Genomic DNA, 17,134 nt, shown 5'->3' on the forward strand with positions numbered 1-17,134 from the left:
CGTGGGGGTGCTCTACCTGCTCGCGCTCGTCGTCTCGATCACCGGGATGGTCGTGCTCGACCGGCGCTTCGGCCTGTTCTTCTGGTCGGACGCCCGCCGTGCCGCGATCGTGCTCCCGGCCGGCGTCGCGTTCTTCCTGCTCTGGGACCTCGCCGGGATCGGCCTCGGGGTCTTCTTCCGCGGCGAGACGCCGTACATGACCGGGCTGCAGATCGCGCCGGAGCTGCCGATCGAGGAGGTCCTCTTCCTCACGCTGCTCTGCTACCTGTCGATGGACGTGCACGGGTTCCTCGCGAAGCGGGCGGAGGCGCGCGCGTGACCTACCTGCTCCTGAACGCGGTGTTTCTCGCGGTGGTGGCCGCGCTGCTGGTGGTGGCCTTCCGCCGCGGCCGGCTCCGGCTGCCCGCGCTGCTCGGCACCCTCGCGGTGCTGCTCGTGATGACCGCCGTCTTCGACAACATCATGATCGGCGTCGGGCTCCTCGTCGCCTACGACGACGACCTGATCTCCGGTATCCGGATCGGCGTCGCGCCGATCGAGGACTTCGCCTACGCGATCGCCGCCGCGCTCGCCCTGCCGGCGCTCTGGACCCTCCTGCCCGCCCGGCGCCGGAGCGCCCCGTGAAGCGGCTGCGCGCGCTGTTCGTCTCGAGCCGCCCGCTGAGCTGGGTCAACACCGCGTACCCGTTCGCCGCGGCCTACCTGCTGACCACCCGCGAGATCGACCTCGCCTTCGTGCTCGGCACTCTCTACTTCCTGATCCCCTACAACCTGGCGATGTACGGGATCAACGACGTCTTCGACTACGAGTCCGATCTGCGGAACCCCCGGAAGGGCGGCGTCGAGGGCGCGGTCCTGGATCGCAGCGAGCACCGCGCGACGCTCGTCGCGGCGGTGGCGACCAACGTCCCGTTCCTGATCGCGCTCGTGCTGCTCGGCTCGCCGCTCTCCTGGCTGGTGCTGGCGATCAGCGTCTTCGCCGTCATCGCCTACAGCGCGCCCGGACTGCGCTTCAAGGAGCGGCCCTTCGTCGACTCGCTCACCTCGGCGACGCACTTCGTCAGCCCCGCGGTCTACGGCCTCGCGCTCGCGGGCACGACGGCGACGCCGGGTCTGTGGGCCCTCCTGGTCGCGTTCTTCCTCTGGGGGATCGCCAGCCACGCCTTCGGTGCGGTGCAGGACATCCTCGCCGACCGGGCCGGCGGCATCGGCTCGATCGCCACGGTGATCGGCGCGAAGGCGACGGTGCGCTTCGCGATCGGCGCCTACGTCGCCAGTGGGCTACTCCTGCTGCTGCTGCCCTGGCCGGGAACCCTCGCCGCGCTGCTGGCGATCCCCTACGCGCTGAGCGTCTGGCCGTACCGCTCGCTGTCCGACGAGCAGGCCGAGCGGGCGAACGCGGGCTGGAAGCGCTTCCTCGCTCTGAACTTCCTCACCGGGTTCCTGGTGACGCTGCTCCTGATCCTGTTCTGGCTCGCGACCTGATCGGAGCGGCTGATCAGTCGCTCGTCCGGGCGGCGGCGGCCGGCGTCTTGACCGGCAGCAGCAGCGCGAGCCCCGCGGCCAGCACGACGACCAGCCCGAGGATGCCCCAGTACTGCACGTCGGCGTCGCCGGAGACGCCCGCGGCGATCGAGACGGCCGCGGCGAAGGCGGCCGGCGCGAGGAACGACGCGGCACGACCGGTCGTGGCGTAGAGACCGAAGATCTCGCCCTCGCGCCCCTCCGGGATCAGCCGGGAGAGGTAGCTGCGGCTCGCCGACTGCGCGGGGCCGACGAACAGGCACAGCAGCAGGCCGAAGACCCAGAACGCGGTCGCGCCGGCGTCGTGCAGGAGGAAGACGGCGCCGCCGCAGACGATCAGCCCGATCAGCGAGGCGACGATGACGGACTTGGGCCCGAGGCGGTCGTCGAGGGCGCCGACGGCGATCGTCGCGACCCCGGCGACGATGTTCGCCGCGATCGCGAAGAGGATGACCTGGCCCGCGCTGAAGCCGAAGGTCCCCTGCGCGAGGACGCCGCCGAAGGTGAAGACGCCGGTCAGGCCGTCGCGGAAGACGGCGCTCGCGAGCAGGAAGGCGAGCGTCGTCGGGCTCTCGCGGCGGAGCGCCCCGATCTGGCGGAAGAGCGCGCGGTAGGACTCGAGCACACTCACCCGCTCCCCGCCGCCGACCCGTCCCGGGAGCTCCGGGACCGCGAACAGCACCGGCAGCGCGAAGACGGCGAACCAGACGCCGGCGAGGAGGATCGAGACGCGGACGTCGAGGCCGTCCTCGCCGGTGACGCCGAAGAGCCCGACCTCGGGCGAGATGAAGCCGAAGTAGAGGATCAGCAGGAGCGCGATGCCGCCGACGTAGCCCATGCCCCAGCCGAAGCCCGAGACGCGCCCGACGCTCGCCCGGGTGGAGACCTGGCTGAGCATCGCGTTGTAGTTGACGCTCGCGAACTCGAAGAAGACCGTCCCGACGGCGAGGAGACCCAGCCCGAGCCAGAGGTAGGCCGGGTCGGGGCGGACGAGGAACATCAGCAGGATGCAGGCGACGACGACCGCGGAGTGCAGGCCGAGCCAGCGGCGCCGACTCCCGCCGAGGTCGGCGCGGCGACCGGTGACCGGGGCGATCAGCGCGACGACGACCCCGGCGCCGGCGAGGGTCCAGCCGAGCGCGGCCGAGACACCGCTCGGCGTGCCGAAGAGGCCGTCGGTGGTGAGGTAGACGGTGAAGACGAACGTCGTGACGACGGCGTTGAAGGCGGCGCTGCCCCAGTCCCACAGCCCCCAGGCGAGGACGGGCCAGCGGCCGGTGCGGGGGCGGGGGAGGGTTCCGGCGGTCATGGACTCACCGTAGGGGGACCGGGAGAACGGCGGGTAGCGTGACGTTTTCTGCAGCCTGAGAGTTGAGTCGAGGCGACTCAGGTTCTCGGCTCTCGACTTGACTCCCCCCGACCCATGCGTAAACTTGAGCGTGCGGGGCTCAACTCCCGCGAACGACTTTCCCGCAGAAGATCCACCAGTGAGGGGCGGCCCGACGGCCGCCCGCGAAGGAGAAACACGCATATGTCCCGTGCCGTAGGCATCGACCTGGGAACCACCAACTCGGTCGTGGCCGTCCTCGAAGGTGGCGAGCCCACCGTCATCGCCAACGCCGAGGGCTTCCGCACCACCCCGTCCGTCGTCGCGTTCACCAAGGACGGCGAGGTGCTCGTCGGCGAGACCGCGAAGCGCCAGGCCGTGACGAACGTCGACCGCACCCTCGCCTCCGTCAAGCGCCACATGGGCACCGACTGGACCTTCGCGGTCGAGGACAAGAAGTACACGCCGCAGGAGATCTCGGCGCGCATCCTCGGCAAGCTCAAGCGCGACGCCGAGCAGTACCTGGGCGAGAAGGTGACCGACGCGGTCATCACCGTCCCGGCCTACTTCAACGACGCCGAGCGCCAGGCCACGAAGGACGCCGGCGAGATCGCCGGCCTCAACGTGCTCCGCATCATCAACGAGCCGACCGCCGCGGCGCTCGCCTACGGCCTCGACAAGGGCAAGGAGGACGAGCTCATCCTCGTCTTCGACCTCGGTGGCGGAACCTTCGACGTCTCCCTCCTCGAGGTGGGCAAGGACGACGACTTCTCCACCATCCAGGTCCGCGCGACCTCGGGCGACAACCGCCTCGGCGGCGACGACTGGGACCAGCGCGTCGTCGACTACCTGGTCAAGCGCTTCAAGGACTCGACCGGCGTCGACGTCTCGAAGGACAAGATCGCGCGCCAGCGCCTCAAGGAGGCGGCGGAGCAGGCCAAGAAGGAGCTCTCCTCGAGCACCTCGACCAGCATCCAGCTGCCCTACCTCTCGCTCACCGAGAACGGCCCCGCGAACCTCGACGAGACGCTCACCCGCGCCAAGTTCGAGGAGCTCACGAACGACCTGATCGAGCGCACCCGCAAGCCGTTCACCGATGTCATCGCGGAGGCCGGTGTCAAGGTCGACGACATCGCGCACGTCGTGCTCGTCGGCGGCTCGACCCGCATGCCCGCCGTGGCCGAGCTGGTCAAGAAGCTCACCGGCGGCAAGGAGCCCAACAAGGGCGTCAACCCGGACGAGGTCGTCGCCGTCGGCGCCGCGCTGCAGGCCGGCGTCCTCAAGGGCGAGCGCAAGGACGTCCTGCTCATCGACGTCACCCCGCTCTCGCTCGGCATCGAGACCAAGGGAGGGATCATGACCAAGCTCATCGAGCGCAACACGGCCATCCCGACCAAGCGGTCCGAGACCTTCACCACGGCCGACGACAACCAGCCGTCCGTCGCGATCCAGGTCTTCCAGGGCGAGCGCGAGTTCACCCGCGACAACAAGAACCTGGGCACCTTCGAGCTGACCGGCATCGCTCCGGCGCCGCGCGGCATCCCGCAGGTCGAGGTCACCTTCGACATCGACGCCAACGGCATCGTGCACGTGTCCGCCAAGGACAAGGGCACCGGCAAGGAGCAGTCGATGACGATCACCGGCGGCTCGTCGCTGCCCAAGGACGACATCGACCGCATGGTGCGCGAGGCCGAGGAGCACGCCTCCGAGGACAAGGCCCGCCGTGAGGCCGCCGAGGTCCGCAACAACGCCGAGACCCTCGCCTACTCGATCGACAAGCTGATCAAGGAGAACGAGGACAAGCTGCCCGAGGACGTCAAGACCGAGGTCCAGGGCGACGTCGACGCGCTGAAGACCGCGCTCGCCGGCGACGACGACGCGGCCGTCAAGACCGCGTTCGACGCGCTCAACGCCTCGCAGACCAAGATCGGGCAGGCCATCTACTCGCAGGATCAGGCCGCGCAGAGCGCTCCGCAGGACGCACCGGCCGAGGACGAGAAGAAGGACGACGAGGACATCGTCGACGCCGAGGTCATCGACGAGGACGAGCCGAAGGACACGAAGTAGCGATGGGGAAGCACAACCAGGAGCCCACCGACGGCGTGCCCGAGGAGGAGCCGACCTCGGGTGCCGAGGCGGCCGAGTCCGCCCAGGACACCGAGGGCCTGATCGAGGCCGAGGGGCCCGACGTCGAGACGACGCTCTCCGACGCCGACCTCTCGTTCCTCTCCGGTCAGTCCGACGCCGAGACGCTCGCGGCCGAGCACCTCGCCGACCTCCAGCGGGTCACCGCGGAGTACGCGAACTACCGCAAGCGCACCGAGTCGAACCGCCAGGTCGACAAGGAGCGGGCGATCGGCGACGCGGTGAAGGTCATCCTCCCCGTGCTCGACGACATCGACCGCGCCGAGAAGCACGGCGACCTCGCCGACGGCGGTTCGTTCACCGCCATCGCGCAGAAGCTGCGCGGCGGCATCGAGAAGCTCGGGCTGGTGAAGACAGGCGCCGTGGGCGACCTGTTCGACCCGAACATCCACGAGGCGATCTTCCAGCAGCCCACTCCCGGCGCCGAGACCTCCACGGTCGCGGACGTCGTCGAGTCGGGCTACTACCTCGGCGGCTCGCTGCTGCGCGCCGCCAAGGTGGTCGTCGCGGTCCCCGCCGACTGACCCGCCTCCCGCACCACTGCGGAGTCTCCGCTCCCGAGCAGGGGCCGTCCCGATCACGGGCGGCCCCTGCCGGGCGGCGGGGGCCGCGCACCACGACGCAGGCCGCACGACGGCACCGGGCCGCACGACGACCCGGACCGCAGGACGGCACAGGCCGCACTACCGAGAAGAAAGAGGCACATGGCCAGCCAGGATTGGTTCGACAAGGACTTCTACAAGATCCTCGGTGTCTCGAAGGACGTCTCCGCGGCGGACCTGAAGAAGACCTACCGCAAGCTCGCCCGGCAGTTCCACCCCGACTCCAACCCGGGGGACGCGAAGGCCGAGGCGCGGTTCAAGGAGATCAGCGAGGCGTACACCGTCCTCTCCGACGCCGAGCACCGCAAGGAGTACGACCAGATCCGCGCGATGGGCTCCGGCGCCCGCTTCACGGCCGGCGGCCAGCCGGGCGGCTTCGACGACGTCTTCGGCAACGTCTTCAACCAGGGTGGCGGCGGCCGCACCTCGTACAGCACCCAGCAGGGTCCGCCCGCCGGCTTCGAGGACATCCTCGGCGGCATGTTCGGCAACGCGGGCGGCGGCCGCTTCGGCCAGCCCAGCGGCGGGTTCCGCGGCTTCGGCGGCCCGCAGAAGGGCGCCGACGTCACCGCCAGCACCACCATCGACTTCCGCACCGCCACCCAGGGCGACACGGTGCAGCTGCAGACCGGCGAGGGCCGCGCGCTCTCGGTCCGCATCCCGGCCGGCGTCGCCGACCAGCAGAAGATCCGCGTCCGCGGCAAGGGCCGCCCGAGCCCCGACGGGGGCGAGCCCGGCGACCTCGTGCTCACCGTCGCGGTGCGCAAGCACCCGGTCTTCGAGCGCGACGGCCTGAACCTGCGCGTCACCGTCCCCGTCACCTTCGTCGAGGCCGTCTTCGGCGCGACGATCGAGGTGCCGACCCTCGGCGGCGACCCGGTCAAGCTCCGCGTCGCGCCCGGGACCCCGAGCGGCCGCGTGCTGCGGGTCAAGGGCCGCGGGGTCGCGACCGGCAAGGGGACGGGCGACCTGCTGGCCGAGATCCAGGTCGCGGTGCCCGATCACCTGTCCGGCGCGGCGCGCGACGCCCTCGAGGCCTACGCGGCAGCCGAGCCGTCGGACAACCCGCGGGACGACATCCTGGAGAAGGCTCGCTACTAGCGCGGTCCGTGAGGAGCGCTGCCCGGTCCCGTGCGGGCCGGCCGGAGAGGAGGAGACGTGGACGAGAGCACCCCGGTGTTCGCGATCGCGGTCGCCGCCGACCTCGCCGGCATGCACCCCCAGACGCTGCGGCAGTACGACCGGCTGGGCCTCGTGCGGCCGACCCGGACGGCCGGCAAGTCGCGGCGGTATTCCATGCGCGACGTCGTGCAGCTGCGCGAGGTCGCCCGGCTCTCCTCCGAGGGTGTCTCGCTCGAGGGCATCGCCCGCATCCTCCAGCTCGAGAACCAGGTGCTCTCGCTGTCGCAGCGCGTGCGCGAGCTGGAATCCGCGCTGGCCGACGAGCTGCTCAACCGCCCCGGCCGCCGGGTCTTCGCCGCGGGCCTCGAGGGCGACGTGGTCACCCTCCGGCACGGCACGCGCGCGCAGCGGCGGACCGAGCTCGTGGTCTGGCGGCCGCTGCCGCGCGGCGGTGGCGAGGATGCCGACACCCCCTGAACAGGGCTAGCCTGACGGGGTGCTCGGGACGGACCGGGCCGCTGAGAGGGCACCATGACTCAGGACGACCGCGGCGACGACGCCGCGATGCCGGACGCCGAGACGACCGACTACAGCCGCGAGGACTACGCGATCCACGCGACCCGGAGCGAGCTGCCGCTCTTCGCGGACGCGGTCGCCGACCGGCGGAACGACTCCGACTGGCTCTCCTCGCTGTCGGGCGTCCTCGGCGGCACCGAGAAGGACACCGCCGCGGCCGCCGCGCAGGCGGCGCTCGAGCGCCGCGCGCGCAGGACCGACGGAGCCTGACCACCCTGCTGGGGCCGGTGGGTCTCGATACGCCCCTGCGGGGCTACTCGACCAGCATGATGTGCCTGTTGATCGAGTAGCCCGCGGAGTGGTCGACCGTCGTCGGAAGTCGAGTCTGCAGACCCGCCCTGCTGGAGCGGTGGGTCTCGATACGCCCCTTCGGGGCTACTCGACCAGCATGATGTGCATGGTGATCGAGTAGCCCGCGGAGCGGGCGTATCGAGATCCGCCGACGTCAGGAGTCGAGTCGGCGGACCCGCCCTGCTGGGGCCGGTGGGTCTCGAGACGCTCCTGCGGGGCTACTCGACCAGCAGGGGGAGGCGAGGGCTGCCGCTACTTGCGGGCCGGGACGCGCAGGGGGGCCGGGGCGCCGAGGCGGCCGCCGCTGAGGCGGCTCAGGATCTCGGAGCCGAAGGGGACCGCGCCGACGAGACGGCGCGCGTCCACGTGCTCCTCGTCGGAGTAGCTCACGAGCACGTAGACGCCGACGACGACGATCGCGGCGATGGTCGCGACGCGGACCGGGATCTGGTCGACCGCGCCGCCCCCGCCGTCGACCGGCTCGGCGAGCGTGACGCACATCAGGAAGACCGTGGCGTAGACCGCCAGGTGCCGGTGGGTGCTGCGCCAGGGCCGTGAGAGCGCGGCGATCGGCAGGATCCACAGCGCATACCAGGGGTGGATGGCGGTCGACGCGGTGACGAAGGCCAGCAGCGCGCCGGTCAGGCGGGCGAGCGGGTCGATCGCCCGTCGCGACAGCATGAGGGCGCCGGCGGCCAGCCCGGCGGCGAGCAGGGCGAGCATCTTGACCACGGCGATCGCCGTCGCCGGGTCGTGGCCGGTCATCTGCACGGCAGTGGAGACCGCGACGACGACGGCGGACATCGGCGCGTACCAGTGCAGGATCGAGCCGGGCACGATCATCGCGCCGATCCAGCCCACGCCCACGCCCGCGGCGAGGCCGATCGCGACCACGACGGCGAGCGCGCCGGCGCCGCTCCAGGCCCAGGCGCGGATCCGATCCCGCAGCGTCGCGTCGTGGCGGAGCCAGAGCAGCGCGAGCACCGGCAGTGCGATGACCGCCACCGGCTTGACCGCGATCGCCGCTCCCATCAGCAGCACCGCCGCCACCCGGCGGTCGGTGTGCCCGTAGTAGAGCGAGGCGAGGATCAGCGCGATCATCACCGAGTCGTTGTGCCCGGCGACGACGAAGAGGACGAGGGTGAGCGGGTTGGCGACGAGGCTCCAGGCGGTGAGCGGGACGGACAGCCCGCGCAGCCGGGCGAGCCGGAGCGCGTAGACGGCGCTGACGGCGACTCCGGCGACGGACAGCGCGCGGAGCATCGCGATCGAGAGCTCGGGGAAGGTCCAGCCGGCGACGTGCACGGCGGTCTGCTCGGCGAGCAGGTAGAGCGGGCCGTAGGGCGTCGGGGTGTCGGCCCAGCGCGGATCGACGCCGAGGGCGAACCAGCCGGGGAGGGTGGCCACGCCGCTCGAGTACGGGTTCACGCCGGCCGTCATCAGCCGGCCCTGCGCGACGTAGGAGAACATGTCGCGGCTGAACAGCGGCACGGCGAGCAGCAGGGGAGCGGCCCAGGCCAGCGCGGCGACCAGGATCGCCCGGACCGAGCCGGGCCTGTCGTCCAGCGCGACCGCGCGCAGGCGCAGCCAGGCGACGAGCAGCAGGATGCCGCCGCCGACGACGGCGACGACACCGAGCTCGGTGGCGCCGGCGGAGGCGCGCAGCGCCGCGATCAGCGGCCAGCTCAGGATCGGCGAGTCGAGCGGCAGGTATCCGACCGCGAGGGAGCCCGCGAGGATCGCGAGCGAGCCGATCAGTCCGACCACGAGCGGCGCCGCCGTCGACAGCAGCGGTGCGCGCAGGCGCAGCCCCTGCGGCCGGACCTCGTCCGGTCGTCGTGTCGTCCCCCGAGTCACCATCCCGGCCACGCTAGGGGACCCGCATCGGAAAGCGGTGGACAGGCGGTGAACGGTTGACCAGCGGACTCTCAGGCGTTAGCGGCGTCCGGGGCGGCCTCGGCGAAGCGGAGCTGGTTCCCGAACGGATCGATCAGATCGAGAGCGAAGCCGAACGGCGATCGCGTGATCCGCGGGTTGAGGTACGGGTACTCCTTCGAGTCGAGCTCGGCGTGCAGCTCGCGCACCCCGCGGAGGGCCACGTGCACCGCCGCTCCGGGGCTCCCGTCGCGGTGGTGCTCGCTCAGGTGCAGCCGCAGACCCGACCTCGAGACCTGCAGGTAGAGCGGTGCGTCGCGCGAGGCGCGGTGCTCCCAGTCGACCGTGAAGCCGAGGTAGTCGACGTAGAACTCGCCCGCCTTGGCGACGGAGAAGATCCTCAGGATCGGCACAGCCGCCTCCAGCCGGACCGCTTCCAGGCGCGGAACGTCGCCTCCGGTCGGATGGTCTCTGGCGCGTCGTCTCGTCTCCACGCCACGAGGCTAGCCGCCTGCGCGAGGGCCCTTCGCCAGCGGCGTCGGTCGACGAGGTCGCGCTCAGTCGACGAGGTCCAGGGCGCGCAGCCGCTCGAGCGTGTCGACCCCGGCCGGCGGGCAGCGGTGCGCATCGGCGCCGGTGATCCAGTGCAGCGCGTCGATCTCGCCACTCGCGCGCGGTTCGCCGGCGAGCTCCGCGGCGAAGACCGTCATGTGCACCTCCCGCCCCTCCGGCTCGCCGTGCGCCTGGGTGCGGACGGTGAAGAGCTCGCGCAGGGCCGTGGGCGCGGTGCCGAGCTCCTCCTCCGTCTCGCGCGCCGCCGCCTCGGCGCTCGTCTCGCCCGGGTCGACCTTGCCGCCGGGGAGGTAGACGACGTCGCGTCCGCGAGCCGTCACCATCAGCACGCGGCGCTCGCGCAGGACGGCGACGGCGGAGACGATGAGGGGAGGGAGGCTGCTCATCCCGCCATCATGCCCGCGGACGGACCCCGCCCGCGGTCGGCCGCCGGGGCCCGCGGCTACCATGGACGCACACCAGAAGGACGCGCGCAGCCGGCGCGCGCCAGGGCCCCGTGCGCCCGAACAGCTAGGAGCTCCCCGTGGCAGAACCCACCACCCTCGACAAGGTCGTCACCCTCGCCCAGCACCGGGGGTTCGTCTTCCCCTCGGGCGAGATCTACGGGGGCACCCGCTCCGCCTGGGACTACGGTCCCCTCGGCGTCGAGCTCAAGGAGAACATCAAGCGCCAGTGGTGGAAGGCGTTCGTGCAGGGCCGCGGCGACGTCGTCGGCCTCGACTCCGCCGTGATCCTGCCGACCGCGATCTGGAGCGCCTCCGGCCACGTCGGCGTCTTCTCCGACCCGCTCACCGAGTCGCTGATCACCCACAAGCGCTACCGCGCCGACCACCTCTTCGAGAAGTACGAGGAGGTCAACGGGCACGCCCCCGAGAACGGCCTCGCCGACATCCCGGACCCGGAGCACCCCGACAAGATCGGCCAGTGGACCGAGATCAAGCAGTTCTCCGGGCTGATGAAGACCTACCTCGGCGTCGTCGACGACGAGTCCGGGCTGCACTACCTCCGCCCCGAGACCGCGCAGGGCATCTTCACCAACTTCGCCAACGTGCTGCAGAGCGCGCGGAAGAAGCCGCCGTTCGGCATCGGCCAGATCGGCAAGGCGTTCCGCAACGAGATCACCCCCGGCAACTTCATCTTCCGCACCCGCGAGTTCGAGCAGATGGAGCTCGAGTTCTTCGTCGAGCCCGGCACGGACGAGGAGTGGCAGGAGACCTGGATGCAGCTCGCCTGGGACTGGTTCGTCGACCTCGGGATCTCGCCGGAGAACATCCGCCAGTTCGAGCACCCGAAGGACAAGCTCTCCCACTACTCCAAGCGCACCGTCGACATCGAGTACCGCTTCAGCTTCGCCTCGGGCGAGTGGGGCGAGCTGATGGGGGTCGCGAACCGCACCGACTTCGACCTCAAGACGCACATGGAGCACTCCGGCAAGGACCTCTCCTTCTTCGACCAGACGAAGAACGAGCGCTTCGTGCCGTTCGTGATCGAGCCGTCCTTCGGCCTGACCCGCGCGCTGATGGCGTTCCTGGTCGACGCCTACGAGGAGCAGGAGCTGCCGCCGAACGCGAAGGGCAAGGTCGAGACGCGCACCGTGCTGCACCTCGACCCGCGCCTCGCGCCGGTCAAGGTCGCCGTGCTGCCGCTCTCGCGCAACGAGGCGCTCTCGCCGCTCGCCCGCGAGGTCGCGGACCGGCTCCGCGCGCTCTGGAACGTCGACTTCGACGACTCCGGCGCGATCGGCCGCCGCTACCGCCGCCAGGACGAGATCGGCACGCCCTACTGCGTCACCATCGACTTCGACTCGCTCGAGGACCACGCGGTGACGGTCCGCGACCGCGACACCATGAAGCAGGAGCGCATCCCGCTCGACCAGCTGGAGACCCACCTCTTCACGGGCCTGCGCGGCGCCTGACCCTTCCTGCGAGATGCCACTTGTGCACGCCTTTCACGGCGTGTCGCGTGCACAAGTGGCATCTCGCGGCGGGCGTCAGCGCTCGCGGGCGAGGAGGGCGTAGACGAGGGTCGAGGTCCACTCGCCCTTGCAGAACTCGTCGTCGAGGTGGTGCGCCTCGAGGCGCAGGCCGAGACGCTCGCAGAGGCGGGCGGAGGCGGTGTTGCGCGCGTCCAGCTGCGCGACGACCCGGTGGGCGCCGAGGCGGTCGAACGACAGGTCGATCAGGGCGCGGGCGGCCTCCGTCGCGAAGCCCCGACCCTGCGCCTCCGGGTGCAGGACCCAGCCGATCTCGACGCCGGCCTGCTCCGACGAGGTCGCGATCAGCGTGAGATCCCCGACGACCCGGCCGGCGAACGGCCCGGAGCGCGGCACGATCGCGAGCACGACGACGTCGCCGTCGGCCGCGAGCCGGTCCGACGGCAGCCGGACGGCCAGGTGCGCGCGCGACTCCTCGGGCGTCCGCACCGGCCAGCGCAGATAGCGGACGGCCTCCGCATCGCCCTGGTAGCGGGCGTGGTCCTCGGCGTCGTCGAGCGAGAGCGGACGGAGCAGCAGCCGCTCCGTCTCGATCGGCTCCGCCTCGTACGGGAGCCGGAGCGGCGTCACGCCGAGGCCGCGGACTCGCCGCCGGCCTCGAGCGGGCGGGCGGCGGTGCGCTCGGCCGGCACCTCGATGCCGAACAGCGCCTCGAGGCCGGTGAGGTACGCCTCCTGCTCGCCGGCGCGGGCGTAGTCGCGGGCGCGGACGCTCGGGGTGTGCAGCAGCACGCCGGCCAGGTGCCGCAGCGCCTGCTCGGTGCGGCCGTCCTCGTCGCCGCGCGAGCGGGCGCGCTCGATCTCGGCGTCGAGCGCATCGAAGACGTGGGCGCGCAGGGCGACCACGGCGGGGGTGAGGCTCTTCTCGTCGGCCACGTCGGAGAACTTGCGAGCGGCCTTGTCGACGAGGGCGCGCGCCTGGGTCGACGCGTCGAGCACGTCGAGCGGGGCGTGCAGGCTGATCGTCTCGAGGTCGAGCAGCTCGACGCCGGTCACGGTGGTGACGTCGGCGGCGACGTTGCGGGGGAGGCCGAGGTCGATGACCAGCTGGCGCTCGCGGGAGAAGCCGCGCAGGCGTCCCTCCGTGAGGATCGCCGCGTCGAGGACGGGCTCCTGGGTGGTGGTGCAGGTGATGACGACGTCGGCGGCGACGGCCTCGGTCGCCAGCTCGGCGCCGTCGATCGGGCGGAGCGCGCGGCGGGTCGCGAAGCCCTCGGCGCGGCCGGAGGGGGAGTGGATGGCGATCTCGAGCACGCCGCGGTCGCGGAGCGCCGCGACGGTCGCGCGGGCGTAGCTGCCGGTGCCGATCAGCAGCACCCGGGCGGCGCGCCAGTCGGTGATGCGGCTGGAGGCGAGATCGAGGGCGAGGCGCACGATCGAGCGACCGGCGCTGCCGAGGCCGGTGCGGTTCTTGATGCCGCGCGAGGTCTGCGAGGCGCGCTGGAAGAGGCGCTCGAGCTCGGAGGAGGTGGTGCCGAGGCGGCGCGCCTCCTCGAGCGAGCGGCGGACCTGGCCGGCGATCTCGCCCTCGCCGACGACGACGGACTCGAGTCCGCTGGAGACGGCGAAGAGGTGCTCGGCGACGCGGTCGCCCGAGACGACGGTGACCGAGCTCCGCAGCTCCTCCTGCTCGACGCCGGTCGCGGCGCTCACCGCGGCGGTGGCGGCCTCGACGGTCACGGCCTGCGCGGCGGTGAGCGGCTCGTCGATGTCGAGGTAGGCCTCGAAGCGGTTGCAGGTCGCGACGACCACGGCACCCGAGACGAAGTCGATGCCGTCCGAGAGCGCTGACGCGACGGCGGAGGAGTCGACGGAGAGCTTCTCGAGGAGATCGAAGCTGGCGTTCTTGTGCGACGCCGTCAGACACAGAAGCACCAGGGCAGTCTACCCGGGGCGTCCGGGGGTCGGCCGCGGTCCTCGGGAAGACTGCACGAATGCTCCCGGATCAGCGGGGCCTGGAATAATGCCGCGGTGACCTCCCCCATCGCCGGCCTGCTCGATCCGCTGCACCCGCTCGCCTCCGGGCGCACGGCCGACTCCTCTCTCCTGCGGGCCTACCGCTCCGATCGGCCGGAGTCGACGCCCGTCTGGTTCATGCGCCAGGCCGGCCGCAGCCTGCCCGAGTACCGGGCGCTGCGCACCGACACCCAGATGCTCGACGCCTGCCTCGACCCGGCGCTCGCGAGCGAGATCACCCTGCAGCCGATCCGCCGGCACGGCGTCGACGCGGCGATCTTCTTCAGCGACATCGTCATCCCGCTGCGCCTCGCGGGCGTCGCGGTCGACATCGTCCCCGGGCGCGGACCCGTTCTCGAGAAGGCGGTGCGCACCGCCGCGGACGTCGACGAGCTGGTCGCGCTCGATCCGGCCCTGCTCGACGAGACGCTCGAGCCGATCCGCGAGGGCGTCCGCCGCACGGTCGAGGGTCTGCGGGAGATCGGCGAGGGCGGGACCCCACTGATCGGCTTCGCCGGCGCCCCCTTCACCCTCGCGGCCTACCTCGTGGAGGGCGGGCCGTCCAAGGACCACATCCGCGCCCGCACCCTGATGCACGCCGACCCCGAGGCCTGGGCGCGGCTGATGGAGTGGACCGCCGAGGTGACCGGCCGCTTCCTCCGCGCACAGGTGCTGGCCGGGGCGAGCGCCGCGCAGCTGTTCGACTCCTGGGCCGGCGCGCTGTCCCTCGCCGACTACACCGCGCACGTGGCTCCCGCCTCCTCGCGGGCGCTGACCCACGTGCGCGACCTCGCCTACGATCACGGCGAGACCCGCCGGAACGTGCCGATCGTGCACTTCGGCGTCGGCACCGGCGAGCTGCTCGGCGCGATGCACGGGATCGGCGCGGACGTCGTCGGCGTCGACTACCGCATCCCGCTCGACGAGGCGAACCACCGGCTCGGCGGCTTCGTCCCGGTGCAGGGCAATGTCGACCCGGCGCTGCTCTCCGCCCCGTGGGAGGTGCTGGCCGCGCACGTCGACGACGTCCTCCGCCGCGGCACCAGCGCCCCCGCCCACGTGCTCAACCTCGGCCACGGCGTGCCGCCCGAGACCGACCCCGACGTGCTGACGCGCCTGGTCGCGCACGTGCACGCCTGGCGGCCATGACCGAGGGGAACAGCACCCAGGGACACGGCAGCGAGGCCGGCGCCGACTACGACGTCGCGGTCGTCGGCGGGGGAGTGGCGGGACTCGCCGCCGCCGCCGAGTGCCTGCGGATCGGCCTGCGCGTGGTGGTGCTCGAGGCGGGCGACGCGGTCGGCGGCTCGGTCGCCCCGCTCGAGATCGCCGGAGCCGTCCTCGATGCCGGCGCCGAGAGCTTCGCCACCCGCGGCGGTCACGTCGAGAAGGCGCTCGCCGCGCTCACCCTCGACGGCCGACCGCTCGCCGAATCGATCGTCGAGCCGCGGACCGGCGGCTCCTGGCTGCACCTCGCGGGCGGCCGCTCCGTCCCCTCACCGCGCGCCGGGATCCTCGGCATCCCCGGCACCCCGCTCGCCCCCGACGTCGTCCGTGCGATCGGCCGCCGCGGCGCCGCCCGCGCCTGGCTCGACGCCGTGATGCCGGTGCTGCGGATCGGCCGCGCCCACTCCCTCGCCGAGCTGGTGCGCACCCGGATGGGGCAGCGGGTCCTGGACGATCTCGTGGCGCCCGTCGTCTCCGGCGTCTACTCCAGCCGTCCCGAGGACATCGACGTGGACGCCGCGGCGCCCGGGCTGAACGGGGCGATCACCCGGGCGGGGTCGCTCGCCGGCGCGGTCGCCGCGCTGCGCGCGAACCTTCCGGCCGGCGTGGCCGTCCGCGGGATCGACGGCGGGATGCACCGCCTGGTCGCCGCGCTCGTCGAGCGGATCGACTACCTCTCGGGCGAGATCCGCACCGGCACCGCCGTGACCCGGCTCGAGGGCGACGGCGAGCCGTTCCTGCTCACCCTCGGCGACGGCGCCGTGCTCAGCGCGCGGTCGGTCATCGTCTCGACCCCGGAGCGCGACGCGCGCGAGCTGCTCGCCGGGATCGTCCCCGCCGTGCGCGACGAGGCGGCCGAGGTGCTGCACGACTCCGTCGAGCTGGTCACCCTCGTCGTCGACGACGCCCGCCTCGACGCCGCACCCCGCGGCTCCGGCGTGCTCGTCGCGCCGACCGCCCGGGACGTCACAGCGAAGGCGATCACCCACGCCACCGCGAAGTGGGCCTGGCTGGCGGCCGGCCTGCCCGCGGGACGGCACGTCCTCCGCCTCTCCTACGGGCGTCCGGGGGAGCATCCGCCGCTCGAGGGCGCGAGCGACGCCGAGGCGGCCGCGACCGCCCTGCGCGACGCGTCGATCCTGCTCGGGATCGAGCTCGACCCCGCGACCCTCGTCGACTCGGCCCGGGTGCGCTGGGCGAACGTCCGCCCGGCCGCGGCGCTCGGCCGGCGCGCGCACCTGGAGGCCTTCCGTGCGGCGCTCGCCCCGGTCGCCGGGATCGCCGTCACCGGCACCTGGCTCGCGGGGACCGGGCTGGCCTCGGTGCTCCCGCACGCCGCCGAGACCGCCGCTCTTATCCGCCGCCGACTGGTGCGTCAAGGCGTCGGCATACCGCGCGAAGAATATGACGGCGACGGCTACTCTGGGTCGGAGGCTCCCGCATGACTGCGGCGTGCCCCGACACGAGTGGTCATCGACCGCGTGAACGAGCCGCGAGAGCGGCCCAGGACGAGGAGTAGGCGTGAAGGGCAAGATTCTTTTCGTGGCAGGAGCCGCAGCCGGCTACGTGCTGGGAGCGCGTGCCGGTCGCAAGCGGTACGAGCAGATCGCCTCGGCGGCGAACAAGTTCTGGCAGACGCAGCCCGTGCAGGACGTCGCGGGTGCGGTCGGCGGAGCGGCGAAGACGCAGCTCAGCACCGTCTCGGACAAGGCCTACGAGCTCGTCCGCACCGTCGTGGTGAAGGCGGTGTCCGGCGGCAAGAAGGCCCAGGGCGCCTCCTCGGCCGAGGCGACCGCCGCGGCCCGCTCGGCCGCGTCGAAGGTCGACGAGGCCGCCGCCGCGGCCGGCTCCGGAGGATCGACGTCGTCGTCCTCCACCAGCAAGGCGTAGTCCTCATCCCTCCGGGCCGTCCGTTCGGCCGAGGC

The 17,134-nt window shown here is 72.4% G+C and carries 18 protein-coding genes; 12 read left to right on the forward strand and 6 right to left on the reverse strand.

What is annotated here, in order from left to right:
- The first annotated feature begins 1 nt into the window (after position 1).
- Genes EDF36_RS13035 through EDF36_RS13045 form a run of 3 tightly spaced genes read left to right on the forward strand, consistent with a single transcriptional unit; the run spans position 2 to position 1,484 of the window.
- Positions 2-319: a lycopene cyclase domain-containing protein gene (locus tag EDF36_RS13035; protein WP_123733372.1), complete on the forward strand. Its 318-nt coding sequence runs from the start codon at positions 2-4 to the stop codon at positions 317-319.
- Entirely contained in the window at positions 316-624 is a 309-nt protein-coding gene (locus EDF36_RS13040) for a lycopene cyclase domain-containing protein (protein WP_123733373.1), read from the forward strand. Before EDF36_RS13035 ends, EDF36_RS13040 begins: the two co-directional genes overlap by 4 nt.
- Positions 621-1,484: a prenyltransferase gene (locus EDF36_RS13045; RefSeq protein WP_123733374.1), complete on the forward strand. Its 864-nt coding sequence runs from the start codon at positions 621-623 to the stop codon at positions 1,482-1,484. The genes EDF36_RS13040 and EDF36_RS13045 overlap by 4 nt, the downstream gene beginning before the upstream one ends.
- 13 nt (positions 1,485-1,497) lie before the next feature.
- Here the strand turns inward: EDF36_RS13045 and EDF36_RS13050 are convergent, their stop codons facing one another.
- Complete coding sequence (locus tag EDF36_RS13050) at positions 1,498-2,832, reverse strand: MFS transporter (protein ID WP_123733375.1); 1,335 nt, start codon at positions 2,830-2,832, stop codon at positions 1,498-1,500.
- Between the two features lie 222 nt (positions 2,833-3,054).
- Between EDF36_RS13050 and dnaK the strand changes: the two genes are divergently transcribed.
- From dnaK to EDF36_RS13075, 5 genes are all read left to right on the forward strand, one after another.
- The gene (gene dnaK, locus EDF36_RS13055) at positions 3,055-4,917 is read left to right on the forward strand and encodes a molecular chaperone DnaK (protein WP_123444861.1); all 1,863 of its coding nucleotides are present in this window, start codon (positions 3,055-3,057) and stop codon (positions 4,915-4,917) included.
- Positions 4,918-4,919: 2 nt separating this feature from the next.
- Positions 4,920-5,519, forward strand: a complete 600-nt coding sequence (locus tag EDF36_RS13060; RefSeq protein WP_123733376.1) for a nucleotide exchange factor GrpE — start codon at positions 4,920-4,922, stop codon at positions 5,517-5,519.
- Between the two features lie 180 nt (positions 5,520-5,699).
- Positions 5,700-6,698, forward strand: a complete 999-nt coding sequence (locus EDF36_RS13065; protein ID WP_123444863.1) for a DnaJ C-terminal domain-containing protein — start codon at positions 5,700-5,702, stop codon at positions 6,696-6,698.
- 57 nt (positions 6,699-6,755) lie between these two features.
- Entirely contained in the window at positions 6,756-7,196 is a 441-nt protein-coding gene (locus tag EDF36_RS13070) for a heat shock protein transcriptional repressor HspR (RefSeq protein WP_123701775.1), read from the forward strand.
- 54 nt (positions 7,197-7,250) lie between these two features.
- Complete coding sequence (locus tag EDF36_RS13075; protein ID WP_123733377.1) at positions 7,251-7,505, forward strand: hypothetical protein; 255 nt, start codon at positions 7,251-7,253, stop codon at positions 7,503-7,505.
- Positions 7,506-7,838: 333 nt separating this feature from the next.
- Here the strand turns inward: EDF36_RS13075 and mptB are convergent, their stop codons facing one another.
- The 3 genes from mptB to EDF36_RS13090 form a co-directional block, all read right to left on the reverse strand.
- Positions 7,839-9,446 carry a polyprenol phosphomannose-dependent alpha 1,6 mannosyltransferase MptB gene (mptB, locus tag EDF36_RS13080; RefSeq protein WP_123733378.1) on the reverse strand — a complete coding sequence of 536 codons (1,608 nt, stop codon included), beginning with the start codon at positions 9,444-9,446 and terminating at the stop codon, positions 7,839-7,841.
- A gap of 68 nt (positions 9,447-9,514) precedes the next feature.
- A complete protein-coding gene (locus EDF36_RS13085; RefSeq protein ID WP_260300714.1) occupies positions 9,515-9,955 on the reverse strand; it encodes a glyoxalase superfamily protein in 441 nt (146 codons plus the stop codon).
- 63 nt (positions 9,956-10,018) lie between these two features.
- Positions 10,019-10,420: an NUDIX domain-containing protein gene (locus tag EDF36_RS13090; RefSeq protein ID WP_123701781.1), complete on the reverse strand. Its 402-nt coding sequence runs from the start codon at positions 10,418-10,420 to the stop codon at positions 10,019-10,021.
- Between the two features lie 137 nt (positions 10,421-10,557).
- On the opposite strand from EDF36_RS13090, the gene EDF36_RS13095 reads away from it, so the two are divergent.
- Positions 10,558-11,949 (forward strand): glycine--tRNA ligase, encoded by a 1,392-nt coding sequence (locus EDF36_RS13095; RefSeq protein ID WP_123701783.1) that lies wholly within the window; start codon positions 10,558-10,560, stop codon positions 11,947-11,949.
- A gap of 75 nt (positions 11,950-12,024) precedes the next feature.
- On the opposite strand, the gene EDF36_RS13100 is transcribed toward EDF36_RS13095, so the two are convergent.
- A complete protein-coding gene (locus EDF36_RS13100; protein WP_260300715.1) occupies positions 12,025-12,597 on the reverse strand; it encodes a GNAT family N-acetyltransferase in 573 nt (190 codons plus the stop codon).
- Complete coding sequence (locus EDF36_RS13105; RefSeq protein WP_123733379.1) at positions 12,594-13,901, reverse strand: glutamyl-tRNA reductase; 1,308 nt, start codon at positions 13,899-13,901, stop codon at positions 12,594-12,596. Before EDF36_RS13105 ends, EDF36_RS13100 begins: the two co-directional genes overlap by 4 nt.
- Positions 13,902-13,997: 96 nt before the next feature.
- On the opposite strand from EDF36_RS13105, the gene hemE reads away from it, so the two are divergent.
- The 3 genes from hemE to EDF36_RS13120 all read left to right on the forward strand — a co-directional run bounded on the left by hemE (position 13,998) and on the right by EDF36_RS13120 (position 17,099).
- Positions 13,998-15,131, forward strand: coding sequence for a uroporphyrinogen decarboxylase (gene hemE / locus EDF36_RS13110; RefSeq protein ID WP_243581005.1), 1,134 nt, complete (start codon positions 13,998-14,000; stop codon positions 15,129-15,131).
- Complete coding sequence (hemG, locus tag EDF36_RS13115; RefSeq protein ID WP_123733380.1) at positions 15,128-16,654, forward strand: protoporphyrinogen oxidase; 1,527 nt, start codon at positions 15,128-15,130, stop codon at positions 16,652-16,654. Before hemE ends, hemG begins: the two co-directional genes overlap by 4 nt.
- A 97-nt stretch (positions 16,655-16,751) precedes the next feature.
- Positions 16,752-17,099, forward strand: a complete 348-nt coding sequence (locus EDF36_RS13120) for a YtxH domain-containing protein (protein ID WP_185020476.1) — start codon at positions 16,752-16,754, stop codon at positions 17,097-17,099.
- Positions 17,100-17,134: the final 35 nt, after the last annotated feature.

The organism is Rathayibacter sp. PhB152, from assembly GCF_003751395.1.
In the GTDB taxonomy this organism is placed as follows: Bacteria; Actinomycetota; Actinomycetes; order Actinomycetales; family Microbacteriaceae; genus Rathayibacter; species Rathayibacter festucae.

What these genes read in the sequence shown, in the direction of transcription:
- hemG (WP_123733380.1), top strand. Translation starts at nt 15,128, where the DNA reads ATGACCGAGGGGAACAGCACCCAGGGACACGGCAGCGAGGCCGGCGCC.
- dnaK (WP_123444861.1), top strand. Translation starts at nt 3,055, where the DNA reads ATGTCCCGTGCCGTAGGCATCGACCTGGGAACCACCAACTCGGTCGTG.
- EDF36_RS13060 (WP_123733376.1), top strand. Translation starts at nt 4,920, where the DNA reads ATGGGGAAGCACAACCAGGAGCCCACCGACGGCGTGCCCGAGGAGGAG.
- EDF36_RS13075 (WP_123733377.1), top strand. Translation starts at nt 7,251, where the DNA reads ATGACTCAGGACGACCGCGGCGACGACGCCGCGATGCCGGACGCCGAG.
- EDF36_RS13050 (WP_123733375.1), bottom strand. Translation starts at nt 2,832, where the DNA reads ATGACCGCCGGAACCCTCCCCCGCCCCCGCACCGGCCGCTGGCCCGTC.
- EDF36_RS13090 (WP_123701781.1), bottom strand. Translation starts at nt 10,420, where the DNA reads ATGAGCAGCCTCCCTCCCCTCATCGTCTCCGCCGTCGCCGTCCTGCGC.
- EDF36_RS13065 (WP_123444863.1), top strand. Translation starts at nt 5,700, where the DNA reads ATGGCCAGCCAGGATTGGTTCGACAAGGACTTCTACAAGATCCTCGGT.
- mptB (WP_123733378.1), bottom strand. Translation starts at nt 9,446, where the DNA reads ATGGTGACTCGGGGGACGACACGACGACCGGACGAGGTCCGGCCGCAG.